This window comes from Bifidobacterium bombi DSM 19703, from assembly GCF_000737845.1.
Taxonomy (GTDB): Bacteria; Actinomycetota; Actinomycetes; order Actinomycetales; family Bifidobacteriaceae; genus Bifidobacterium; species Bifidobacterium bombi.
In genome coordinates this window covers 849,705-868,970 of record NZ_ATLK01000001.1, presented here as the reverse complement: position 1 = coordinate 868,970, position 19,266 = coordinate 849,705, and the positions used below count along the sequence as shown (strand labels likewise).

Genomic DNA, 19,266 nt, shown 5'->3' with positions numbered 1-19,266 from the left:
ACATGGACAAAACAGATGGTCATTCGCCGGATGGCGCCCGTGCCATGGGCGTGGGTATCGCAGATGAACGCGCCCAGTATGAGGGAGGCCGAGCTGATGTAGGCGGGTCGTCCGCGCCTTGCCAGCCGGACAAGGCTTCCAAGGACAAGCCTACCGTGGAGCAGGCCGCGGTCATCGACGCGGCTTTGAATGAGGACATGCTGGTCGTCGCCGGGGCCGGATCGGGCAAGACCTACACCATGACGCATCGGATCATTGAACTGATACGTCGGTCGGTGCCGCCGGAGAAGATATTGGGCTTGACGTTCACGCGCAAGGCGGCCTCGGAACTTCTGGGCAGAGTCGGTGCCGCCGTATCGGATGCTGTTTCCGGCGAGCCGGCCGACGGCGGCTCTGGAAGGTCGTCTGCTTCCAGGATGTTCCTCAAGCCTTCGGTGTTCACATACGACGCGTTCTTTCAGTCGATCGTGCGCCGGTACGGATTGTTGGTGGGCTTCGACCAGAACACCCAGCCCCTCAGCGACGCTGGTGCCTGGCAGTTGGCCGTGCAAGTGGTCGACGAGCATATGGATGAGGTGAATCCCGATGACTTCGGTGATTTCACCACGCTCGTCAGACAGGTGCTTGCGCTGTCGTCGGCCATTGGCTCGTCCATGATCGGTGGCGGCTGCGGCAGCGTGCCGGAAGCCATCAAACGTATCCGGGCATACGATGCCGGGCTGGTGGATGCGCTGGACGGGTTTCTTGAAGGTTACGTGGACAGATATCTCGATGGGCAGCCGTTGCCCGACGAGGATCCGGGCGAGCCCAAGCCTCCGAAGCGGGGCAGGAAGAGCGAGGAGAAGTATGAGCTGGCTTGCCGTGAATATGCCACTAGGATGTACGTCCATGCCGCGTTCGAGGTCCGCTCGCGCCGTGAGGTCGTGCGCAGGCGTGAGGTCCTCCTGAACCTCGTCGAGGCATACGGCCGGAGGAAAAAGGAACTCAACATGGCTGAGTTCAGTGATTTCACCGTCGCGGCGTATGAATTGGTGTCCAGGTTCCCCTCCATAAGCCGTAAGGTGCGGCAGCAATACACGCATGTGCTTTTGGACGAGTATCAGGACACGTCCACCACTCAAGCCGAGCTCATCGCTGCCCTGTTCCATCCTCAATCGCGTGACAGGGTTCATGACGTCGATGGTGGTCTGTCCTCGGTGAATGCGGTGGGCGATCCGTTCCAATCCATATATGCGTGGCGCGGTGCCAGCCCGGGCGCGTTCCGTCTGTTCATCAAGGATTTCGGCATGCCGTCGGATTACCGGCCGCATGCCTTGAGCGTCACCCGGCGCAATTCGCGTGTGGTGCTTCAGGCAGCCAACAATCTCACGCGACCCCTGCGTCTTGAGGCGTCGTGCGAAGGGGCATCGTCCGTACGCGAAGTCGACGTATCACCCCTCAGGGCGGTCGAGAACGCTCCGGAAGGCACCTTGGGTGTGTTGGGCTTCCAGACACTTGGTCAGGAAATAGACGCCGTGGCCAGGTTCGCCCGTGAAGCCATTCGACGCTACACTCACGACGGTGGTTCCGTGCATGATGCCAGACCGCATGTGGCCGTGCTGTTCCGTTCCAAAAACAAGATGCCGCAGTTTGCGGAAGGGCTCGAAGCGCATGGGCTGTCCACGGTGATGATCGGCTATTCGGCTTTGCTGGAGCGCCCGGATGTGCGCGATGTGCTGGCACTGCTCCGTGCGGTCGGTGACCATACGGATTCGGGGTCGTTGATGCGTCTGTTGGCTACGCCCAGGTTCGCGCTTGGCGCGCACGATTTGGGTGCCTTGGCGTCATTGACCAACCGTCGCAACGACGACTGCCGTTTCCAGGCGCTGGTGGAGGCGGGGCTTGCTTCTGAGGACATGGGGCATGCGCAACGTGCCCAGGTGCTCAAGGAGCATCGCGATGTCGTACCGAACATGGTGTACCTGCCTGATGTTCTCAGCGATCCGCAGCTTCGTTCCTTCCTACCCGGCGATACACGATTCAGCGTGCGAGGGGCCGAGGCGATCGCGCGTGCCGGGGACGCTTTGCGCGCTGTGCAGGCGAACCATTCGCTGGAGGCTCAGATTCGTTCGGCCGTCGAGGCGCTCGGGCTTGACATCGACACGGTGGTGGCGCAGGCTGTCCATGAGCCGGACAAGCCCGTATCGGCGGCTCTGGCGCATTCGGCCTTCGACACGCTCGTTTCGTTGTCGCAGACGTATTGCAACGAGATCGCCGGCGATGAGGCGCCTTCGTTGCGTGGCTTCGTGGGCTGGCTGGACTCGCTTAAGGACGTTCCCGACGACTCTCAGCTCATGGCTTCCGAGCCGGTCGATGTGGCTCTGATGACCATCCACCAAGCCAAGGGTCTGGAGTGGGATGCGGTGGCTGTGGTGGGCCTCAGGGCCGGAGGTTTCCCCAGTAACCAGGGCAATGGGCTGCATATCGAGGAGAAGCGCGAGGGGTCCTTCGTGGACGGCCGCTGGTCTCCCGGTGAATACGCGGAGCAGGCCGACACCTGGTTGGATGATCCCACGGCGGTGCCCGTGCCGGTGCGTGCCGATGCCGCGATACTGCCCGGCCATTTGTCAGGTTTCGCGCGGAACGGAACGGAGGAATCCGCCGGCGTCACTCGTCTGCAGGGCGTGGGGGTACCTTCGCGTTCGGATGAAGGCTCGGCACAAGCCGGTGTGGATGATGATGAGATTTTCCATGATGTCGCTGGGCTGAGGTTACCCGATAAGCAAAGGGAAGACGATGACCGACCTACTCCCCGAGAGGAATACGGGCGTCGTCTGCACGCGGACGAGCGTCGGCTGATGTACGTGGCTCTGACGCGCGCCCGGTATGATGCGCTCCTCACGTACAGCAAGGGCAACGATCTCACTCGCATCCCCGATAATGGGGGGATGACGAGGAAGGTCGGCAAGCCTTCCGATTTTTGGAATGAGGCATGCCGCTCGATGCAGGGGCCTGGCGCGCTCGACGTGGGCCAGGTGGTCGGCATGGCCACGGCGGAAGCCGGCGACTCATCAGAGCAAGAGGGGGCATCGGCATCGAAGGGTCATGGTGGGCACACGCTGATGGATCTCGGCTCGCCGGCACCTGAAGGTATTTTCGTTGGCGAGGCCGCCGAGTCGTATTGTGATGCCGTGGTGGTTCAGGCATGGTCTGAGCCGGTCGACGATGACGAGGCGAGTCGCGATCTTGTTTGGCCCTCGGACATGAGTCCGGCCTTGGCTTCGCGTCTGCGTTGGTCGGCCGATCGCGTCCGGGACGTGCGGGGTGGTCTACAGTCGCGGAAGGATTCCACTGCTGCACATATCGAGTGTTCCGGTGATGGTTCCTACGCAGACTCTGATGCCGGCTGTGCACCTGCCATCATGGAGACCAGTCGGTCGGCCGGCCCGGTTGCGGATGACTCCCTGTTCGTCAGAGCCCAGGCCCTGCTTGACGACCCTGATCTCATGCCCTGGAACGCCTTCGACCGTGAGGCACCGGAAGATGGCGGGACGGATGATGCCCCGTCGGTGTCCGGGTACCGACCACGAGAGGTGGGCGATGGATTGTTGGACGCCGACGTTCGTCGTCGCGGTGAACGCCTGTTGTCCAAACGACGACAGAACGTCACCGATATCCAGGCCCGCACCGGTCATCTCGATGAGGCCCAGTCGAGACGTTACTGGCGTGCATTGGTACGCCCGATTCCTGTCGTATCGTCGCCTGCAGCCCAGGCGGGAACGCGCTTGCATTCCTGGGCGGAACGTTTCGTGAAGGCATACTACGGCCCGGAATCGGCGTTGACCGATCAGGGGCTTGGGGCAGATACGCAGGGCGGGGCCCTGATGCTGTCCGGTGTGGGCGAAACGCGCGAGGACATGCTTGCCGAACTTGATGCCGACATGTCGCGCATGGAGTCCGGTGCGACGGACATGGATTGCGGCCAGGCTCTGCAGGAAAGCCACGTGCTTACCTGGGAACGGCGTCTTGCCCGATCGCGTTGGTCGAGGCGCAGGCCATTCGCCGCCGAAATGCAGATTGTGGCTTCAGTCGCACAGCTTGGGGGCGAAATCATCAACGGCAAGCTCGACGCCGTCTTTTATGGCGGCATTGATGACAAGGAGGGCGACGATCGGGTCGACGATGGACGTTACACCATCGTGGATTGGAAGACGGGACGCAAGCCCGTGGCGAAGGACGAGGTCGAACGCAAGCTCGCTCAATTGGATATGTACCGTCTTTTGTTCTCGGTGAGCGAGAGCGTGCCTTTGGAGCGAATCGACGCTACACTGTATTATCTGAATGAATCGGATGAGTCCGGGCGGGAGATTCATGCAAGCCATAAAACAGGCGAGGAAATCGTTGCCCAGCTGCGTGAAGGTGTCGACGAGAGCTTTGATGACGATGGGTGATGTTGGTGCAGGATGCCTCGGAGCCGCCGTTCGATGAAGGAATCATGCTGTCGTGTCCGCCTGCATTCGGGTAAGGATAGTGTACAGTGGTGCGGTCGGTTACGGTCGCCTAGGGGGAGTGAAACAGGTTATGCGAGGCATGATGCGTACGGATGCTGGTCTGGGTGTGGTTTTCGCACCCATGGTTTGGAGCGATGTCGACGATGTGATCGATGAGTACGATGCCATGTGGGGGATGCACTCATCCGATCCGCATGTGGCGGAAGTCTCCCGCCTGCTTTCCGCGTATTGCGTCTATCATTACATCGCGTTGTCCACCGGCGCTGAAGTGGCACGGATGAACGGCCGTTTTCTTGGCGTCCTCATGACTCGTTTGCCGGGTCGCTTTCCGCTTTTCGGTGAGATCGGACGCTGCCTGGAGAAGACCGGCGCCGAGTTGGATGCAGGCGAACTGGGCCGTAAGATGCTCGCGTTGGTTCGTGAGAGATTCGACGAAGAACTTGAATTGGAAAACCGCAGTAAGGTCAGGGACGCCACCCAGGCCGAAGTCGAGTTATTCATTGTGTCGGACGTTGCCCGAGGGCGGGGCGTTGGCCGTGGGCTGTGGTCCCGGACGATGAGCTATCTCCGTGACGCGGATGTGAAATGTTTTTATCTCCACACCGATTCGCAGTGCGATGTGAGTTTCTATGACGCGCACGGCATGGATTGTGTGGTCAGTCATCACTCTGATGCCCGACCTTCCGAGAAGGATGAAGAGAGTGCAACGACCGGATTCAGCGGTCCCATGGGTGACGAGATGTTCATCTATGTGGGAGATCCGCGTCGAATCAGAAGAACCACCAAGGGCAGGCATCATAAGGAGTCCGTTCAGGCACTCCGTGGTGAGGAGCGATGAACAGACGTCACGATGAACCGTCCACAGGCACTGTGGTGAAGTCGGACGGGAGATTCTCGATTTATGGGCGCCTGTTCAGGCTTCCTGGGGCGAAGGCGTTTTGCGTTTCGGGCGCCATTGCGCGTCTGCCCAATTCCATGATCAGTCTGGGCATCGTACTTGCCCTGAATCATCTGTATGACAATTGGACCATCGCAGGCACGATGAGTGCAGCCTATATTTTCGCTGTAGCTGCGGTCACGCCGTTCTACGCACGTCTGTTCGACCGGTTCGGGCAGGGCAAGGTCGGCTGGCCGTGCTTGGCGCTTTCGGTGACCATGATGTTGGTCTTCGCTTTCGCAGCGCTGTTCAGGGTGCCGATTGCCGTGCTGTTCATACTGGCCGTGCTTACGGGTCTCACACAATTTGCGTTCGGCGCGTTGGTGAGGACACGTTGGGCGTACGCCTTGCGCGGCGAGAAGAGTCCGGACCTACTTAATGCGGCGTATTCAATGGAAGCGGGGATTGACGAGATGGTCTTCATCCTCGGTCCCATCCTCGCGGCTTTCCTGGCCACGTCGGTGCACCCCGTCTCGCAGCTTTTCGTTCCGGCCGTGGCCTGTGCCATCGGTGGCATCGTGTTTTTCTCGCTGAAGGACACACAGCCGCCGATCGTCGAGAACGTTCGAGTCGAGGCTTCCTCACAGCTCGACGAGGCGGCCTTGCATGGCAGCGGGAATGTCGGTGGTCTTGGTGACGCACAGCCGATGAGCCTCAAGTCATTGCGCACAGGGCGTGCCAAACCCAAAAGTGCGCTGCTCTATGGTGGTGTTGTGCCCTTGGTGGTCGTGTTCGTCGTCTTCAATATGAGCTTCAACGAATTCGACGTTTCGGTGACGGCGATGATGAAGGCCATCGGTCGTGAGCAGTATCTCGGGCTTCAGCTGGCCATGTTCGCAGTGGGCTCCTGCATCGGCGCGTTCGCTTTCGGTTCAGTCAAGCTCAAGGGCTCCAAATGGCGGCATCTGGTCGTGTTCCTGTCTCTGCTCACGTTCGGTTACGTATGCTGTAGGCTTTCGATGGACAGCCTCCCATTGCTGGCGCTGTTCTCCGTTCTGTCCGGACTGACTGTTTCCCCATGCTTCGCGACCGGCAACCTCATCATCAAGGACATCGTGCCCCCATCCTCGCTAACGGAGGGTCTTTCCTGGATAAACACCGCGGGTTCCGTTGGGGCATCGCTCGGTTCCTCGCTCGCAGGGCTTGTACTTGATGCCTCCGATCCGCACGTCGCCTTGCTCCTGCCGGTCCTGACCACGTTTCTGGCCGTGCCGCTCTCGCTGTGCGGTTGGTTGTTGTCGCGAAGAAGACCATGATTTCCGTCGCGAAAGACCGTGCGCATTGCGCATAACAGCTTCAACCGTACGTGACTTGGTAGAGTCCGTAGGCTCCTGAGAAGGAAGACGTCTTCTTCACGTCCGTTCTGGGTTCCTCATGGGTGGTAACGTTGGAGTGAGCATAATGGATTGCCGACGTCATCGCTAAGCTTGGCGGTGTCGCGAATGATGGAAAGCTGAGTGATGGAATGGGAAACGATATCCGCGTTTCGGTTGTAGGAGCCCAAGGCCGTATGGGATCGAGCGTGGTATCGGCGCTCGCCGCCGCAGAGGGCATGACGCCGGCGCTGGCCGTCACGGCCGACGACGATTTGGGTGTTGTCACACCCGACAACACTGATGTGGCGGTTGAATTCACGGTACCTGACGCTACGCTGGGCAACGTGCTCAAACTCGTGGAGCAGGGCGTGAGCGTCGTCGTAGGCACGACGGGCTGGGACGACGGCAAGCTTTCACAGGTTCGCAAGGCCCTTGAAAAGCGTTCCGGACCCGGGTCCCAATCCGTGTTCATCGCGCCGAATTTCGCCATTTCAGCCGTCCTTGCGGATGTATTCGCCGCCAAGGCGGCGCCGTACTTCACTTCCGCCGAGGTCATCGAGCTGCACCACCCCGACAAGTTGGATGCGCCTTCGGGAACCGCCATCCATACCGCCCGTGCGATTGCCTCATCCCGGGGTCAAGCCAGGTGCGCTTCCATGCCCGATGGCACGCAAGGGAATACGGCTTCCAGGGGCCAGGTTGTGGACGGTGTGCATGTTCATGCGGTGCGTCTTGAAGGACTTAATGCGCATGAGGAAGTGTTACTGGGGAACGCCGGCGAACAGCTGGTCATACGTGCCGACAGTTTCGACCGTTCGTCCTTTATGCCGGGTGTGTTGCTTGCCGTGCGCAAGATCGCGTCGGGTGACTATCCGGGGTTGACCGTCGGTCTTGATACGTTCCTCGACCTGTGAAGCGTCGTGCTTGTGAAGTACCATTGACATCATGAGTGAGTCATCAATGCACTGTCTCGGTTCTGCGCCGTTCGGCAGGGTCGTTCCCGCCATGGTCACTCCGATGAGGCGTGATGGTTCCGTCGACTTCGAAGCCACTGCGAGTTTGGCGAGGCATCTGGTCGAGAGTGGCGCTGACGGGATTTTGGTCAACGGCACTACGGGCGAATCTCCGGTCACGCACATGGATGAAAAGGTGGAGATTGTTCGCGCGGTGAAGGCCGCCGTCGATGTTCCTGTGATTTCGGGTGCCGGGTCCAATGACACCGCGCATACCATCCGCATGGTCGAGCAGGTTCAGGAGGCAGGTGCCGATGCGGTGTTGGTGGTGGCTCCGTATTATTCACGTCCTTCGCAGGAAGGCGTGTATCGACATTACCGTGCGGTAGATGAATCGGCTGAAAAACCAATCATCGTCTATGACGTTCCAGGGCGCACCGGTCTGCATATCACGCTTGACACCTATGTGAGATTGGCGGGGCTGGAGCATATCGCCGCCGTCAAAGACGCCACCGGCGATTTGGCCGGGGCCATCCGCAAGCGCGGTGAGACCGGACTGACCTGGTACTCGGGTGATGACGCGTTGTATCTGCCTTTCCTCGCCATCGGCGCGGTGGGCGTCATCTCCGTTGTGGCCCACGCGGCTGCCGGTCCCATGGTTCGACTGGCGAAGGCCTTCGATGAAGGGGACATGCGTGAGGCGCGCGGGATTGCGGTTCGTCTTGCACCGCTGGTTGAGGCCATCAACGGCACTGGTTTCCAGGGTGTTATGGCCAAGGCTGCGGTGCATGAGCTTGGCTGGCTTGAAGAGACCTTCATGCGCCTGCCAAACGTAGGGCCAGATGAATCGCAGTTCGCTCGGGTAAGAAAAGGCATGCAGGCTTCGGGCGTGCTCTGAGGGACATTGGTACTTGGTTAATGACGTCTGCGTTCGAGGACGTGGACACTAACAGAAGAAAAAATAGATAATGGTTATAGAACAAGAAAATTCAACATCAACAGCTACGCATCGACGTGGCAGCAGGGCCAGAAGCAGGGGTGCGGCGGAGTTCGCCGAAGACATGGCTGGAACACCGACCGAAAGCCGGCGAACCCGCGGCAGCCGCTCCGGTGACTCGGCGGTCGATTCTGGTCGTGCAAAAACAGCCAAGAGCGAGGGCGTACGTAGGAATACGGGAAGAACGTCACAGCCCAGTGATTCCGAGATATCCCAGCTTGTGGAAGCAGTGCGGCCCGAATCCGCGGGCGTGTCGATTGTGCAGGACGAGGCTGGAAAGGCCAAGGGCGCCCGCAAATCGACCCGATCAGGCGCTTCACGACGGTCTTCGTCATCTCGTGGTGTTCGCGACGGAGCATCGCGTGCGGATGAGGGTCGTGGCGGCTCGAAGTCCGCCTCGAAGAAAGGCTCACGCAGCGCAGGCCGTTCGGATTCAAGAACGTCAGGCAGAGGCGGCTCCCGTTCGGTTGGTCGCACGGGTTCGCGCTCAGGTCGCGGTGCCGCGCCTGCGATCCGCGATCCCAAGAGCACCACGCCACAGGGTGAACGCCTCATCGCGCCGCCTAAATATCGTAAAGGGTCTTTGCGGGTGGTGCCGCTCGGCGGTCTTGGCGAGATAGGCCGTAACATGAACGTCATCGAATACAACGGCCATCTTCTGTTGGTTGATTGCGGCGTGCTCTTCCCTGAAGAGGAGCAGCCGGGCGTCGATTTGATTCTGCCCGATTTCAGCTATATCAAGGACCGTTTGGACGATGTCGAGGCTCTAGTCCTAACACACGGCCATGAGGATCACATCGGCGGTGTGCCATATCTGCTGAAGCTGCGTCCCGACATTCCGCTGATCGGATCTCGTCTGACCATAGGCTTCGTCAAGGCCAAGTGCGAGGAACATCATCTCAACCCTAGGTGCGTGGAGGTCGAGGGACGCGACAAGCTCAAGGTGGGGCCTTTCAACCTTGAGTTCATCACGGTGACCCATTCCATCCCGGACGCTCTCGCCGTCTGCATCAAGACGCCTGCTGGAACGATCATCGATACCGGCGACTTCAAACTTGACCAACTTCCCATAGACCACCGCATCACCGATTTGGTGGAGTTCGGCAAGCTTGGAGAGCAGGGTGTCGATATGGTGATGGTCGATTCAACCAATGCCGAGGTTCCGGGCTTCGTCAAACCGGAGACCACCATCGGACCCGAGCTTGAACGTGCCTTCGGTGAAGCGAAACGTAAGATCATCGTCGCCAGTTTCTCCAGCCATGTGCACCGTGTCCAACAGGTGGTGGATGCTGCGGAGAAGGTGGGGCGCAAGGTCGTATTTGTCGGGCGCTCGATGGTGCGCAACATGTCCATCGCTGCGGATTTGGGATATCTGCATCTGCCGGAAGGCATCATTGTCGATCTGAAGAAGGCCAAGGACCTTCCTGACGACAAGATCGTCTACATGTGCACCGGTTCGCAAGGTGAGCCCATGGCGGCGCTGGGTCGTATCGCTGACGGCAACCACCGTGACATCACCATTAACGAATTCGACACGGTGGTGCTGGCCAGTTCTCTGATTCCGGGCAATGAACACGAAGTCTACAAGGTCATCAACAAACTCGTGCAGAAGGGCGCACGCGTCATCAACCGTGACAACGCGGCCATCCATGTGTCCGGTCACTCCAACGAGGGCGAGCTCACCTACTTCTATAACATCCTCAAGCCCAAGTGCGTCATGCCGATTCACGGTGAGAACCGTCATCTGGTGGCCAACGGGCTGGTGGCCGTCAAGACGGGCGTCGATCCCAACAACGTCGTGCTCGCAGAGGACGGCGACGTCGTGGATTTGTACCACGGCCAGGCCGCCGTGGTCGGGTCCGTTCCTTGCGGCTATGTCTATGTCGATGGGGATTCCGTCGGTCAGATCGATGACGAAGAATTGGAGAAGCGTCGTATCCTCGGAACCGAAGGTTTCGTGTCATGCTTCGCTGTGGTGGATACACAATCGGCCAATGTCGTTTCGGGTCCCAAGGTGTATCTGAACGCCATGGCCGAAGACGAAAGCGAGTTCGAGAAGGTGCGTCATCAGATTGTGCAGGATCTTGAGGACGCCATGATGCGTGGCACGCACGATACGTCCGCCTTGCAGCAGATCATGCGTCGCACTTTGGGTGGTTGGGTCTCCCGGCAGCTGCATCGCAAGCCGATGATCGTGCCAGTCATCGCAGACATCGCCAACGACGTGGTCGATCCGACGCCATCGCACTGATTTCGCCGTTTGCGGTCGCTGCACCGGATTGTCGTGCGGTGGGGAGGCTTTATGTCTTTCCCACCGCACGTTCGATTCGGCCCGTCGCGTATTCCGCTCGACGCCGCCCGACTGGGCACATCGGCATCGTCCCATTCCTCGGGCCCGACGTTGCGTTGCCTGGCGGCGTGGAACGTCAATCAAGGCCGGTCGGGCAACAGGGTATTGATGCGCAGTCGCCATTTACATCGCGGTCGAGCGTTGGTACAGTGGGGAAGTCTGGAAAACAGGTATATCGTGATTATGACGCGTGGCGGTTCCGTAATGGTGCCGTCTGACGTGAGGGGGCGAGGTACACAATGAAACTGACGCGATTGCGTCCAAACGAAAGTGGCCTGGTGAATTGGCCGCTCCTGAACAGCATGAGACGTTCCGTCGTCACCGTAGGCACGTTCGACGGTATGCATAAGGGGCACCAGGCGGTGGTGAGCCGTGTTGTTGAACTGGCGCGTCGGACCGGTTCCCTGTCAGTGGTGATCATGTTCGACAGACGACCGGGATTTGTTCATTCCTATGCCGCGAAACACAACGATGTCGATCCGCCTCAGGGACTCAGGGACGACGAGCGTCTGATGTCGGTCAGCCAAAGGCTTTTCGAGCTTGAGTCCATGGGTGTCGATCATGTGCTGGTGGTGGATTATACGTTGGTGTTCGCAGCCAAGTCCTATCGTTTCTTCCTCGGTCAGCTTGTCGGCAAGCTTGGCATGCGTACCTTGGTGCTTGGTGCCGATGCGACTATGGGTGCCGGTCGCTCCGGTGGAGTCAAGGAGATTGACCGGCTGTCGCAGGCGACCCGTCTTTTCGAACTCGAGGTGATCCATGACCTGGGTCCGGGGCAGGTGCGTGTTCCGCGGGTCATACGCCCTCAGGCTCCGAGTGCGGACGTGGTCGGCGATCCGCGCGATCCACGTGAAGATCTGGATAAGGCCGATCTGCGTGCTTGGAGCAAGTCGAACGAGGCCCGTGAGGCGCGTGTGTGGAGTTCGTCCAATGTACGTTTTCTTCTCGCGAACGGATGCGTCAGACAGGCCGATGACGTGCTTGGTCGTCCGCATGCAGTCGAAGGTACTGTGGTGCATGGTGAGCAGCGCGGCAGGACTATGGGATTTCCAACCGCCAATCTTGGTGATGATGTGGAGGGATATGTGCCCGTCGATGGCGTGTATGCCGGCTGGCTTGTGGATTTGGGTCCTGCTTCGGTCCTGCGGGATCTAGATGCGGACCACATGGACGCGGAGTCGTCCGTCATGCCTGAGCGTGTGGATTTCGTGCGTGAGAGGGAGTGCCGGGCTTTTGGTTCGCCGTATCGCTGGCCTGCTGCGATCTCGATCGGGACCAAGCCAACGTATCGTGATGAGGTGGGACACATCGACCGTATCATCGAGCCGTATGCCGTCACGAAGGATTGGCTTGAGCTGTATGGGCACCGTGTGCGGGTTGAGTTCGTGGCCTTTCTGCGGGCCCAGATCGCGTTCGACGGTACCGAGGAACTTACTGCGGCCATGCAGGACTATGCCGATCGGACCTTGCGCATTACGCAGGGTTGATCTGGGCGAAGTCACAACCGTCGATCGTCGTCGATTGCAGAGCCGATGCTGCGGCTCTGCAGCGGTTGGCTGACTTGCCAGTGCCTGCGATAGGCGAACCTTCATGAATCCGCGCCTGCATGGATGGAACGCGCGGCCAACCGAGTGCTCATAGACCTCGAAAATGACTGAAGAATTCTCGTGTTCTCGGATTCTGGGAGTCGTGCATGACTTCCTGAGGAGTGCCGTTTTCCGCGATTTCGCCGTCCTGCAGCAGGATGACTCTGTCCGCGGCATCATGGGCGAACTGCATCTCGTGGGTGGCCATGAGGATGGTGGTGCCTTGGTCTTTGAGTTCTTGTACCATTTGCAGGACTTCGCCCACCAACATCGGATCCAGCGCGGAAGTGATCTCATCGAGCAGAAGCAGTTCGGGTTCGGTCATGAGTGATCTCGCGATTGCGACGCGCTGTTGCTGGCCGCCGGAGAGCTGGTCAGGGTAAGTGTGGGCTTTGTCTTCCATACCGATGCGTCGCAGCAGTGTCATGGCGCGTTCCTGCGCGTCGTCCTTGGATATGCCGTGCACCTTGATCGCTCCGAGCGTGACGTTTTTCAGTACGTCCATGTGTGGGAAAAGGTTGAACTGCTGGAAGACCACGCCTATTCTCGAACGCGTTCTGTCGGCGTTGATGCGAGGGTCGCTTATGTCGGTTCCGTTGAGCCATATCTGCCCGTCATCTACCTGCTCCAGCAGATTGATGCAACGCATGAGCGTGGACTTGCCTGAGCCTGAAGGGCCGAGCAGCGTCACCACCTCATGCCGGTGAATGTCGAAGGATACGCCGCGGAGTACCTGATTGTCGCCGAATGATTTCCGTACGCCATCCACGCGCAGCGTGAGGTTTTTCCCACCGTGGTGCTCTTCGCTTTCCTTGTCCTCATCCGTGGCGGATAGGGTTGTGGCTTCTCGCATGTTGGTGTCCTTGGAGTCGATGGGGCGTGCCGGGTCGTGTAGGTCGACGCATCCGCCGGAGGTTGGTCCGCCTTTGCTGTTCATCGCGATCATACCGTGCCTCCGCTCTGTTCGCGTGCCCTTAGCTTCGCCGAATACCAATCGTTGAGGAAGATGAACGGCACGCTCAGCAGGATGAACAACAGACTGGCCACCACGTAGGGTGTGTAGTTGAAGGTCTTCATGGAGGCGATCTGCGCGGCCCGAACGGCATCCACCACGCCAAGTGTGGAGATGAGGCCCACATCCTTCTGCATGGATATGAAATCGTTCATCAGTGCCGGCGCGACGCTGCGCAGCGCCTGAGGGATGACCACGATGCGGATGGTCTGACCGTTGGTAAGTCCCAGCGAGCGCGCCGAGGCACGTTGCGAAGGGTTCACGTCTTGGAAACCCGCCCTGAGTACCTCACCTATGTATGCAGAGTACGACATCACCACGGCGATCGTGCCCAGCACCACGGGGGATATGCGACCGAATATCGCCAGACCCGGTATGCCGAAGCCGATCAGATAGAGCACCACGATCATCGGGATGCCGCGCATAACCGTGGTGTACAAGGTCACGAGAGCGCGCAGTGGAAAGAGCACGGGAGATTTGCTGGTGCGTATCACGGCGATGAGGGTGCCTAGAATGGCTACGCCGATCACGGCTACGATGAGCACTTGGATGTTGATCCACAGGCCTTTGAGTATGCTCGGGAACGACTGTATGAAATATTTGCCGGAGAAGAACGACTCCCTGACTCGGGGCCAGCCTGGAGATACATGCAGCCCAATGACGATGAGGACAACCAAGACCACGGTGCTCGCGACGCTGGTGGCCACCGACTTTTCGCTCTGGCGTCGTCTGTAGGCACGCCTATCAACCTCCACCTCGCTGGGCTGCATTGTAGTGTTTTTCATGTGGTTCGATTTCTCCGGTTTTCACGGTTAATGTCATCTGTAAACATACTATGGACCGTCAACAGTATGTGCTGTTGACGGTCCTGTGGGTCGTCCGTTGCGGGCATCGCGGCCATGCCCGCAACGCGTCCTGCCCGTGAAAAGAAGCGCACGACCCGCCTGCTTCACCTCCCGTGCCTCGCAGCGCGTTCGTGGGATTCGATATCGGGACCGCGAGTGTCTTTGGGCGAGCCCTAAGTCAGGAGCCATGTCTAACGCAAGGCGTGCCTACTTGAGTACGGGGATGTCCGTGGTGTACTCCTTCAGCCACTTTTCCTGCAATGCGCCGAGTGTTCCGTCCTTTTTCATGGCGTTGACGGTTTTGGTGACCTCCCGCGTGAGTTTCGAGCCCTTGGGCAGCACGTAGCCGGTTCCCTCCGGGTCGTCGGAACCGGGGATCTGCCCTACGACGACGGCGTTTTTCACCTGGTTTTCCTTCACCACGTCAACCGCCGTCGGCGTGTCAAGCACGATCGCGTCGATCTGGTCTGAATCGAGGGCTTGGGCGAGAGCGGCGTTGTCGTTGAAGATCTTGATGTCCTGTTTGATTTTGGATTGAGCGAAATCGAGCGAGGTGGACCCCACCATGGCGCCCACCGAAGCTTCCCTGAAATCCTTTACCGAGGCCGCTTTGGTGTATTTCCCGCTCTTGCGCACCACGATGGACTGTTTGACGTTGTAATAGCTGGGCGAGAAATCGACCGCCTGTTTGCGTTCTGGGGTGATGCTGAACTGCTGGATGTTCAGGTCCCAATTCTTGGTCCCCGGCGCCGTGGCATCGTCGAAAGTGGTGCGCACCCACTTGACGTCGCCCTTCTTGAAGCCCATCCGGCCGGCGAGTTCGTAGGAGAGTGCGGCCTCATAGCCTTCGCCGCTCTCAGGTTTGTCGTTCAGCACCCAAGGCGCGTAGGCGGGTTCGCCTGTGGCGATGGTGAGTTTTCCGGGAGTGACGGTAAGCTGCCTTACATCCGAAGTGGAGGCCGTTCGCTCGTCGTTGCCGGACACAGCGTCGGAGTCGCCGCCCGACGACCCACAGCCTGCCATGGTGAGCGTGAGCAGCGCAGCCCCCACCGCCGCCGTTGCCACTCGGGAAAAATGATTGTGCAGTACGCTCATAGGACACCTCTCGCTGTTGTCGTTGCGGATATCGGTTTCGAAGCCGCCGGCTCCTAGCCTGCATTTAGCTTGCCGGTGCCACGTAGAAACCCGGCTTCGAGCAAACCACCATGCCTGGCCGCGCATCGTCGATGCGTCCGTCATGCCGGTCCGGGTCCCTTCCATATTACTGTCACCGTGATACCGTGGCGATGGTTTTTGACCGTGTCGGGCCAATCATCTTCGATTCGGGTATCGTGATTCGCAATGGCACGTTATCAAATCTGTTTTTACCAGGCGCGATGCGCGCTGTGGTTTCGACGGGTCACCAGTCGTGTTTGAAAATCATTCCAGGAGAACTCTCAATGCGTCCCGCACGGAGGAGACCTCCACGGTCTGCAGCCCATCGATGGTCTTGAAGTTGTGCGGCGCCGATCGCCTGGCGGGAACCACGGCCTTGCTGAATCCGAGCCTTGCGGCCTCGCTGAGCCGGTGCGCCAGTTGGGGGACTGGCCTTATCTGACCGGTCAATGAGATTTCGCCGATGGCGCAGGTGGTTCGGGCGATTGGCTTGGCTTTGGCTGCGCTCGCCAGTGCTGCCGCTATGGCCAAGTCGCAGGCGGGCTCCTTCGCCAGTCCTCCCGCGATGGTGGACACATAGAGATCGTTCGTCAGGAGGTTGACCTTCCCATGACGATACAGGACCGCGGCCAGCATGGCCAGTCTGTTCTGATCGATTCCGTTGGTGACGCGCCTGGGCGTCGGCAACACCGATTTGGTGACCAGTCCCTGCACTTCGATGGGGAGGCTGCGATGCCCATCCAAGGTGAAGGTCACGCAGGTTCCCTCAACAGCGGCGTCCTCCGTGGAGATGAAGAGCCCAGAAGGGTCACTCACCTCCTCGATTCCCTCGCCCGACATGTCGAAGCATCCCACCTCATCGGTCGGTCCGAAACGGTTCTTTGACGCATGAAGCATGCGCAGCGCCGTCTGCGAATCCCCCTCGAACTGACAGACGACGTCGACCAGATGTTCCAGGGTGCGAGGTCCGGCGATGCTGCCGTCCTTGGTCACATGCCCAACGAGCATGATGGGTACGTCCAGCATCTTGGCCAAGTCGATCAGTGCGGTCGCAACCTCCCGTACCTGCGTCGAACCTCCACTGATGCCATCCACATTTTGGGAGATGATGGTCTGGGCGGAATCCACGATGGCCAGACTGGGCCTGTGTTCCTCTATCAGTGCGAGGGCGGTAGCTAGATCGGTGGTGGCTGAAAGCAGAAGATTCGGCTGTACGGCGTTGATTCGCGAGGCTCGCATGCGCACCTGGGCCTGGGATTCCTCGCCCGAAACGTAGAGTACAGGTCGTTGCGGTCTGCTTCTGGCCACATTGCCGGCGGTTTCGAGGAGCAAGGTCGATTTGCCGATTCCCGGTTCGCCGGCTACCAATACGACTGAGCCGGGGACCACGCCGCCGCCGAGCACGCGGTCGAACTCCGTGAAGCCCGTATGGATGCGAGTCACGCTTTCGGTGCTCACCTCGGTTATCGGGCGTGCCGCTGCTGCTCCAGTAGTCGGTGCCGCCCCTATCGGAGTTCGGGTGTTTCTACCCGAAGCCGTGCCGTGTCCAGCTGGCCTTGCCTCGTGGAATTCCTCGAGCGTCCCCCACTGCCCGCATTCAGGGCAGCGACCATACCATTTCACGCCGTTCCAACCACATTCCGAGCAGACGTACTGTGTCGTTGATTTCGCCATGTCTCCGACGCTAGCCAATGAGGACGGTTTGCGCAAGCCCTGCCTTCGAATCGGACGCGGGTCAGGCGAGAAGAAGGTGTAATCGCGCCCGTGCTGTGACCCATGGTGATGCGTGGCATGAAATTTGACTTCAAGTACTTGAAGTTTTTACAGTTGGTCTCGTCGTCCAATACGATGTCGTCGGTGAGGATCCGACAGCCGACGATAACGTCGTAAACAAAGGAATCTCATGACTGAAATCAACGAAAACAATAATCCAAGCCCGTTCCCGCTCGGGGCCCCCAACGACGCGTATGCGCAGTATTTTACAGGTCGAAGCTATCTTGCTCCTCTGGGAGGCGACGATAAGGTCAAGGTCAGCAACGTGACATTCGAAGCCGGTTGCATTAATCACTGGCACGTCCATCATGGTGCCGCCCAGATTCTATTAGCTGTTGGAGGCACCGGTTACTATCAGATAGAGGGGCAGGAGCCCAGGCGGCTCAGCCCCGGGGACGTGGCTGTCATCCCGGCCGATACGAAGCATTGGCACGGCGCAAGCCCCACCGAATCCTTCGCTCACATCGCGGTCATGGCCGCGAATGCGTCTACGGACTGGCTGGATCCGGTGGATCAGGCGCAATACGGGAAGTTGAGGTGAATGACATTGACGCAGTACGATACCTGCGAACCGATTGACGCGCAAGCAGCGGATATCGTTCCCGATGTGATGGCCGAGCGGTGGAGTCCTCGCTGGCACACCATCCGGGAGGCTTCGTTGTATTGCGGCCTTTCGGAGAGTACATTGCGTTACTATGAACAGGTAGGCATCATTTCGGGCATACGGCGCGATCCGATTTCCGGTCATCGAATCTACGATGACGATGACTTGGCTGCCTTGACCACCATCTCCTGTCTGAGTGCCACCGGCATGCCGCTGGCCGACATGCGGGAATATATGGCTCAGCGTAGCAGTGGCAAGGTGGGGGCTCAGGGCGAAGTGGAACTGTTGCAACGCCAACGTGACCGTCTTGAGGCGGAGCGTAACTTCCTCGAGGCGCGCAGCGAATACGTGGGATTGAAAATCCAATATTGGGCCGCGGTGGCCGACGGCGATGACGAGTTGGCCGGCGAGATCGGCGCTAAAGCCGCGAAAAAGGCTGAAACGCTTGGTCAACAAGCCTCCATGCGTCAGCACAATGTGAAATAATATCGTTTATGTCCAATAGTCAGGAATCCGATCCACAGTCCGAACAACCGCGTGCTCAGTCCCGGCACCGGGCTCTTCTCGCAGTCGTGGCGGGTGCGGTGGCTGTCATGCTCGTGGCGCTGTTTTCGGCGTTTTTCTGGCCTGGCTGGGGGATGAACAAGAACGGTCCGGCTGGTCGGACGCATCGCAACGAGGCCGCCAGGTCCGTGCCGAGCGAGCCGTCCATCAAGGCAGAGGAACTGCCCGGGAACGCTTCCGCCCTGCTTAAGGCGATGCCCGACAGCGTGCTCAATTTCGCCCGCATGGACGTCGTGGCGAGCGAAGATTGGCGTTCCTCCAAACCACTGGAGGAGTATACGGTGAAGTATTCCACGGGTTCAACCGGCCAGGAGGTCGTTTTGAAGGTCGCGCAATGGTCGTCGGGCGAGGCTGCGGAATCGCAGTACGATGATTTGGCCGGCCGGTTGCAAGGCGCGCAGATATCCCGAGGCGACGTGAAAGTCTCCACGAATACGACGGGACGGTATGTTGTACGCGAGGATGATTCCCGGTCCGCGGCGTCTTCATCGAGTTCGACTGCCGCAAAAGGCGGTCAATCCGGTTCGGTGGGAGGTGATCCCAAGGCGCAGATGCATCGTACCACCGCGCTCTGGCGCAATGATACGGTGGTCTTTCAGGCGACCGGTGTCAAGGAATCAGTGTTGCGCTTCTATCGGAAGTTCCCCTTGTAGTGAGTGTCGGCCGCGCAAAGTCGCCTAGGGC

The 19,266-nt window shown here is 59.5% G+C and carries 14 protein-coding genes; 10 read left to right on the top strand and 4 right to left on the bottom strand.

From position 1 onward, the window contains the following. Nucleotides 1–2 precede the first annotated feature (2 nt). The 7 genes from BBOMB_RS03290 (at nt 3) to BBOMB_RS03260 (ending at nt 12,530) form a co-directional block, all read left to right on the top strand. On the top strand, nt 3–4,430 hold the full coding sequence (locus BBOMB_RS03290) for an ATP-dependent DNA helicase (protein WP_052377399.1): 4,428 nt from the start codon (nt 3–5) through the stop codon (nt 4,428–4,430). Between the two features lie 139 nt (nt 4,431–4,569). After that, a complete protein-coding gene (locus tag BBOMB_RS03285; protein WP_152570125.1) occupies nt 4,570–5,328 on the top strand; it encodes a GNAT family N-acetyltransferase in 759 nt (252 codons plus the stop codon). Continuing rightward, on the top strand, nt 5,325–6,683 hold the full coding sequence (locus BBOMB_RS03280; RefSeq protein ID WP_044087174.1) for an MFS transporter: 1,359 nt from the start codon (nt 5,325–5,327) through the stop codon (nt 6,681–6,683). The genes BBOMB_RS03285 and BBOMB_RS03280 overlap by 4 nt, the downstream gene beginning before the upstream one ends. A 209-nt stretch (nt 6,684–6,892) precedes the next feature. Next, on the top strand, nt 6,893–7,657 hold the full coding sequence (gene dapB / locus BBOMB_RS03275; RefSeq protein WP_044087175.1) for a 4-hydroxy-tetrahydrodipicolinate reductase: 765 nt from the start codon (nt 6,893–6,895) through the stop codon (nt 7,655–7,657). Nucleotides 7,658–7,688: 31 nt separating this feature from the next. Further along, nucleotides 7,689–8,594, top strand: coding sequence for a 4-hydroxy-tetrahydrodipicolinate synthase (dapA, locus tag BBOMB_RS03270; RefSeq protein ID WP_044087176.1), 906 nt, complete (start codon nt 7,689–7,691; stop codon nt 8,592–8,594). 70 nt (nt 8,595–8,664) lie between these two features. Further along, a complete protein-coding gene (locus BBOMB_RS03265) occupies nt 8,665–10,944 on the top strand; it encodes a ribonuclease J (protein ID WP_238549870.1) in 2,280 nt (759 codons plus the stop codon). A gap of 338 nt (nt 10,945–11,282) precedes the next feature. Next, a complete protein-coding gene (locus BBOMB_RS03260) occupies nt 11,283–12,530 on the top strand; it encodes a riboflavin kinase (RefSeq protein ID WP_044087177.1) in 1,248 nt (415 codons plus the stop codon). Nucleotides 12,531–12,678: 148 nt separating this feature from the next. Here BBOMB_RS03260 and BBOMB_RS03255 read toward each other — a convergent pair whose 3' ends face one another. The 4 genes from BBOMB_RS03255 to radA all read right to left on the bottom strand — a co-directional run bounded on the left by BBOMB_RS03255 (nt 12,679) and on the right by radA (nt 17,315). Beyond that, nucleotides 12,679–13,575, bottom strand: a complete 897-nt coding sequence (locus BBOMB_RS03255; RefSeq protein WP_238549869.1) for an amino acid ABC transporter ATP-binding protein — start codon at nt 13,573–13,575, stop codon at nt 12,679–12,681. Next, entirely contained in the window at nt 13,572–14,426 is an 855-nt protein-coding gene (locus BBOMB_RS03250; protein ID WP_044087178.1) for an amino acid ABC transporter permease, read from the bottom strand. The genes BBOMB_RS03255 and BBOMB_RS03250 overlap by 4 nt, the downstream gene beginning before the upstream one ends. 267 nt (nt 14,427–14,693) lie before the next feature. Beyond that, entirely contained in the window at nt 14,694–15,581 is an 888-nt protein-coding gene (locus BBOMB_RS03245; RefSeq protein ID WP_044087179.1) for an ABC transporter substrate-binding protein, read from the bottom strand. A gap of 324 nt (nt 15,582–15,905) precedes the next feature. Then, nucleotides 15,906–17,315: a DNA repair protein RadA gene (gene radA / locus BBOMB_RS03240; RefSeq protein ID WP_044087384.1), complete on the bottom strand. Its 1,410-nt coding sequence runs from the start codon at nt 17,313–17,315 to the stop codon at nt 15,906–15,908. A gap of 229 nt (nt 17,316–17,544) precedes the next feature. Here radA and BBOMB_RS03235 point away from each other — a divergent pair, with 229 nt between their 5' ends. Genes BBOMB_RS03235 through BBOMB_RS03225 form a run of 3 tightly spaced genes read left to right on the top strand, consistent with a single transcriptional unit; the run spans nt 17,545 to nt 19,235 of the window. Continuing rightward, a complete protein-coding gene (locus BBOMB_RS03235) occupies nt 17,545–17,955 on the top strand; it encodes a cupin domain-containing protein (RefSeq protein WP_044087180.1) in 411 nt (136 codons plus the stop codon). Beyond that, nucleotides 17,956–18,504 (top strand): MerR family transcriptional regulator, encoded by a 549-nt coding sequence (locus tag BBOMB_RS03230; protein ID WP_238549867.1) that lies wholly within the window; start codon nt 17,956–17,958, stop codon nt 18,502–18,504. A gap of 8 nt (nt 18,505–18,512) precedes the next feature. Continuing rightward, complete coding sequence (locus BBOMB_RS03225; RefSeq protein ID WP_044087181.1) at nt 18,513–19,235, top strand: hypothetical protein; 723 nt, start codon at nt 18,513–18,515, stop codon at nt 19,233–19,235. The last annotated feature ends 31 nt before the right edge of the window (nt 19,236–19,266 follow it).

What these genes read in the sequence shown, in the direction of transcription:
- BBOMB_RS03290 (WP_052377399.1), top strand. Translation starts at nt 3, where the DNA reads ATGGACAAAACAGATGGTCATTCGCCGGATGGCGCCCGTGCCATGGGC.
- BBOMB_RS03285 (WP_152570125.1), top strand. Translation starts at nt 4,570, where the DNA reads ATGATGCGTACGGATGCTGGTCTGGGTGTGGTTTTCGCACCCATGGTT.
- BBOMB_RS03280 (WP_044087174.1), top strand. Translation starts at nt 5,325, where the DNA reads ATGAACAGACGTCACGATGAACCGTCCACAGGCACTGTGGTGAAGTCG.
- dapB (WP_044087175.1), top strand. Translation starts at nt 6,893, where the DNA reads ATGGGAAACGATATCCGCGTTTCGGTTGTAGGAGCCCAAGGCCGTATG.
- dapA (WP_044087176.1), top strand. Translation starts at nt 7,689, where the DNA reads ATGAGTGAGTCATCAATGCACTGTCTCGGTTCTGCGCCGTTCGGCAGG.
- BBOMB_RS03265 (WP_238549870.1), top strand. Translation starts at nt 8,665, where the DNA reads ATGGTTATAGAACAAGAAAATTCAACATCAACAGCTACGCATCGACGT.
- BBOMB_RS03260 (WP_044087177.1), top strand. Translation starts at nt 11,283, where the DNA reads ATGAAACTGACGCGATTGCGTCCAAACGAAAGTGGCCTGGTGAATTGG.
- BBOMB_RS03255 (WP_238549869.1), bottom strand. Translation starts at nt 13,575, where the DNA reads ATGATCGCGATGAACAGCAAAGGCGGACCAACCTCCGGCGGATGCGTC.
- BBOMB_RS03250 (WP_044087178.1), bottom strand. Translation starts at nt 14,426, where the DNA reads ATGAAAAACACTACAATGCAGCCCAGCGAGGTGGAGGTTGATAGGCGT.
- BBOMB_RS03245 (WP_044087179.1), bottom strand. Translation starts at nt 15,581, where the DNA reads ATGAGCGTACTGCACAATCATTTTTCCCGAGTGGCAACGGCGGCGGTG.
- radA (WP_044087384.1), bottom strand. Translation starts at nt 17,315, where the DNA reads ATGGCGAAATCAACGACACAGTACGTCTGCTCGGAATGTGGTTGGAAC.
- BBOMB_RS03235 (WP_044087180.1), top strand. Translation starts at nt 17,545, where the DNA reads ATGACTGAAATCAACGAAAACAATAATCCAAGCCCGTTCCCGCTCGGG.
- BBOMB_RS03230 (WP_238549867.1), top strand. Translation starts at nt 17,956, where the DNA reads ATGACATTGACGCAGTACGATACCTGCGAACCGATTGACGCGCAAGCA.
- BBOMB_RS03225 (WP_044087181.1), top strand. Translation starts at nt 18,513, where the DNA reads ATGTCCAATAGTCAGGAATCCGATCCACAGTCCGAACAACCGCGTGCT.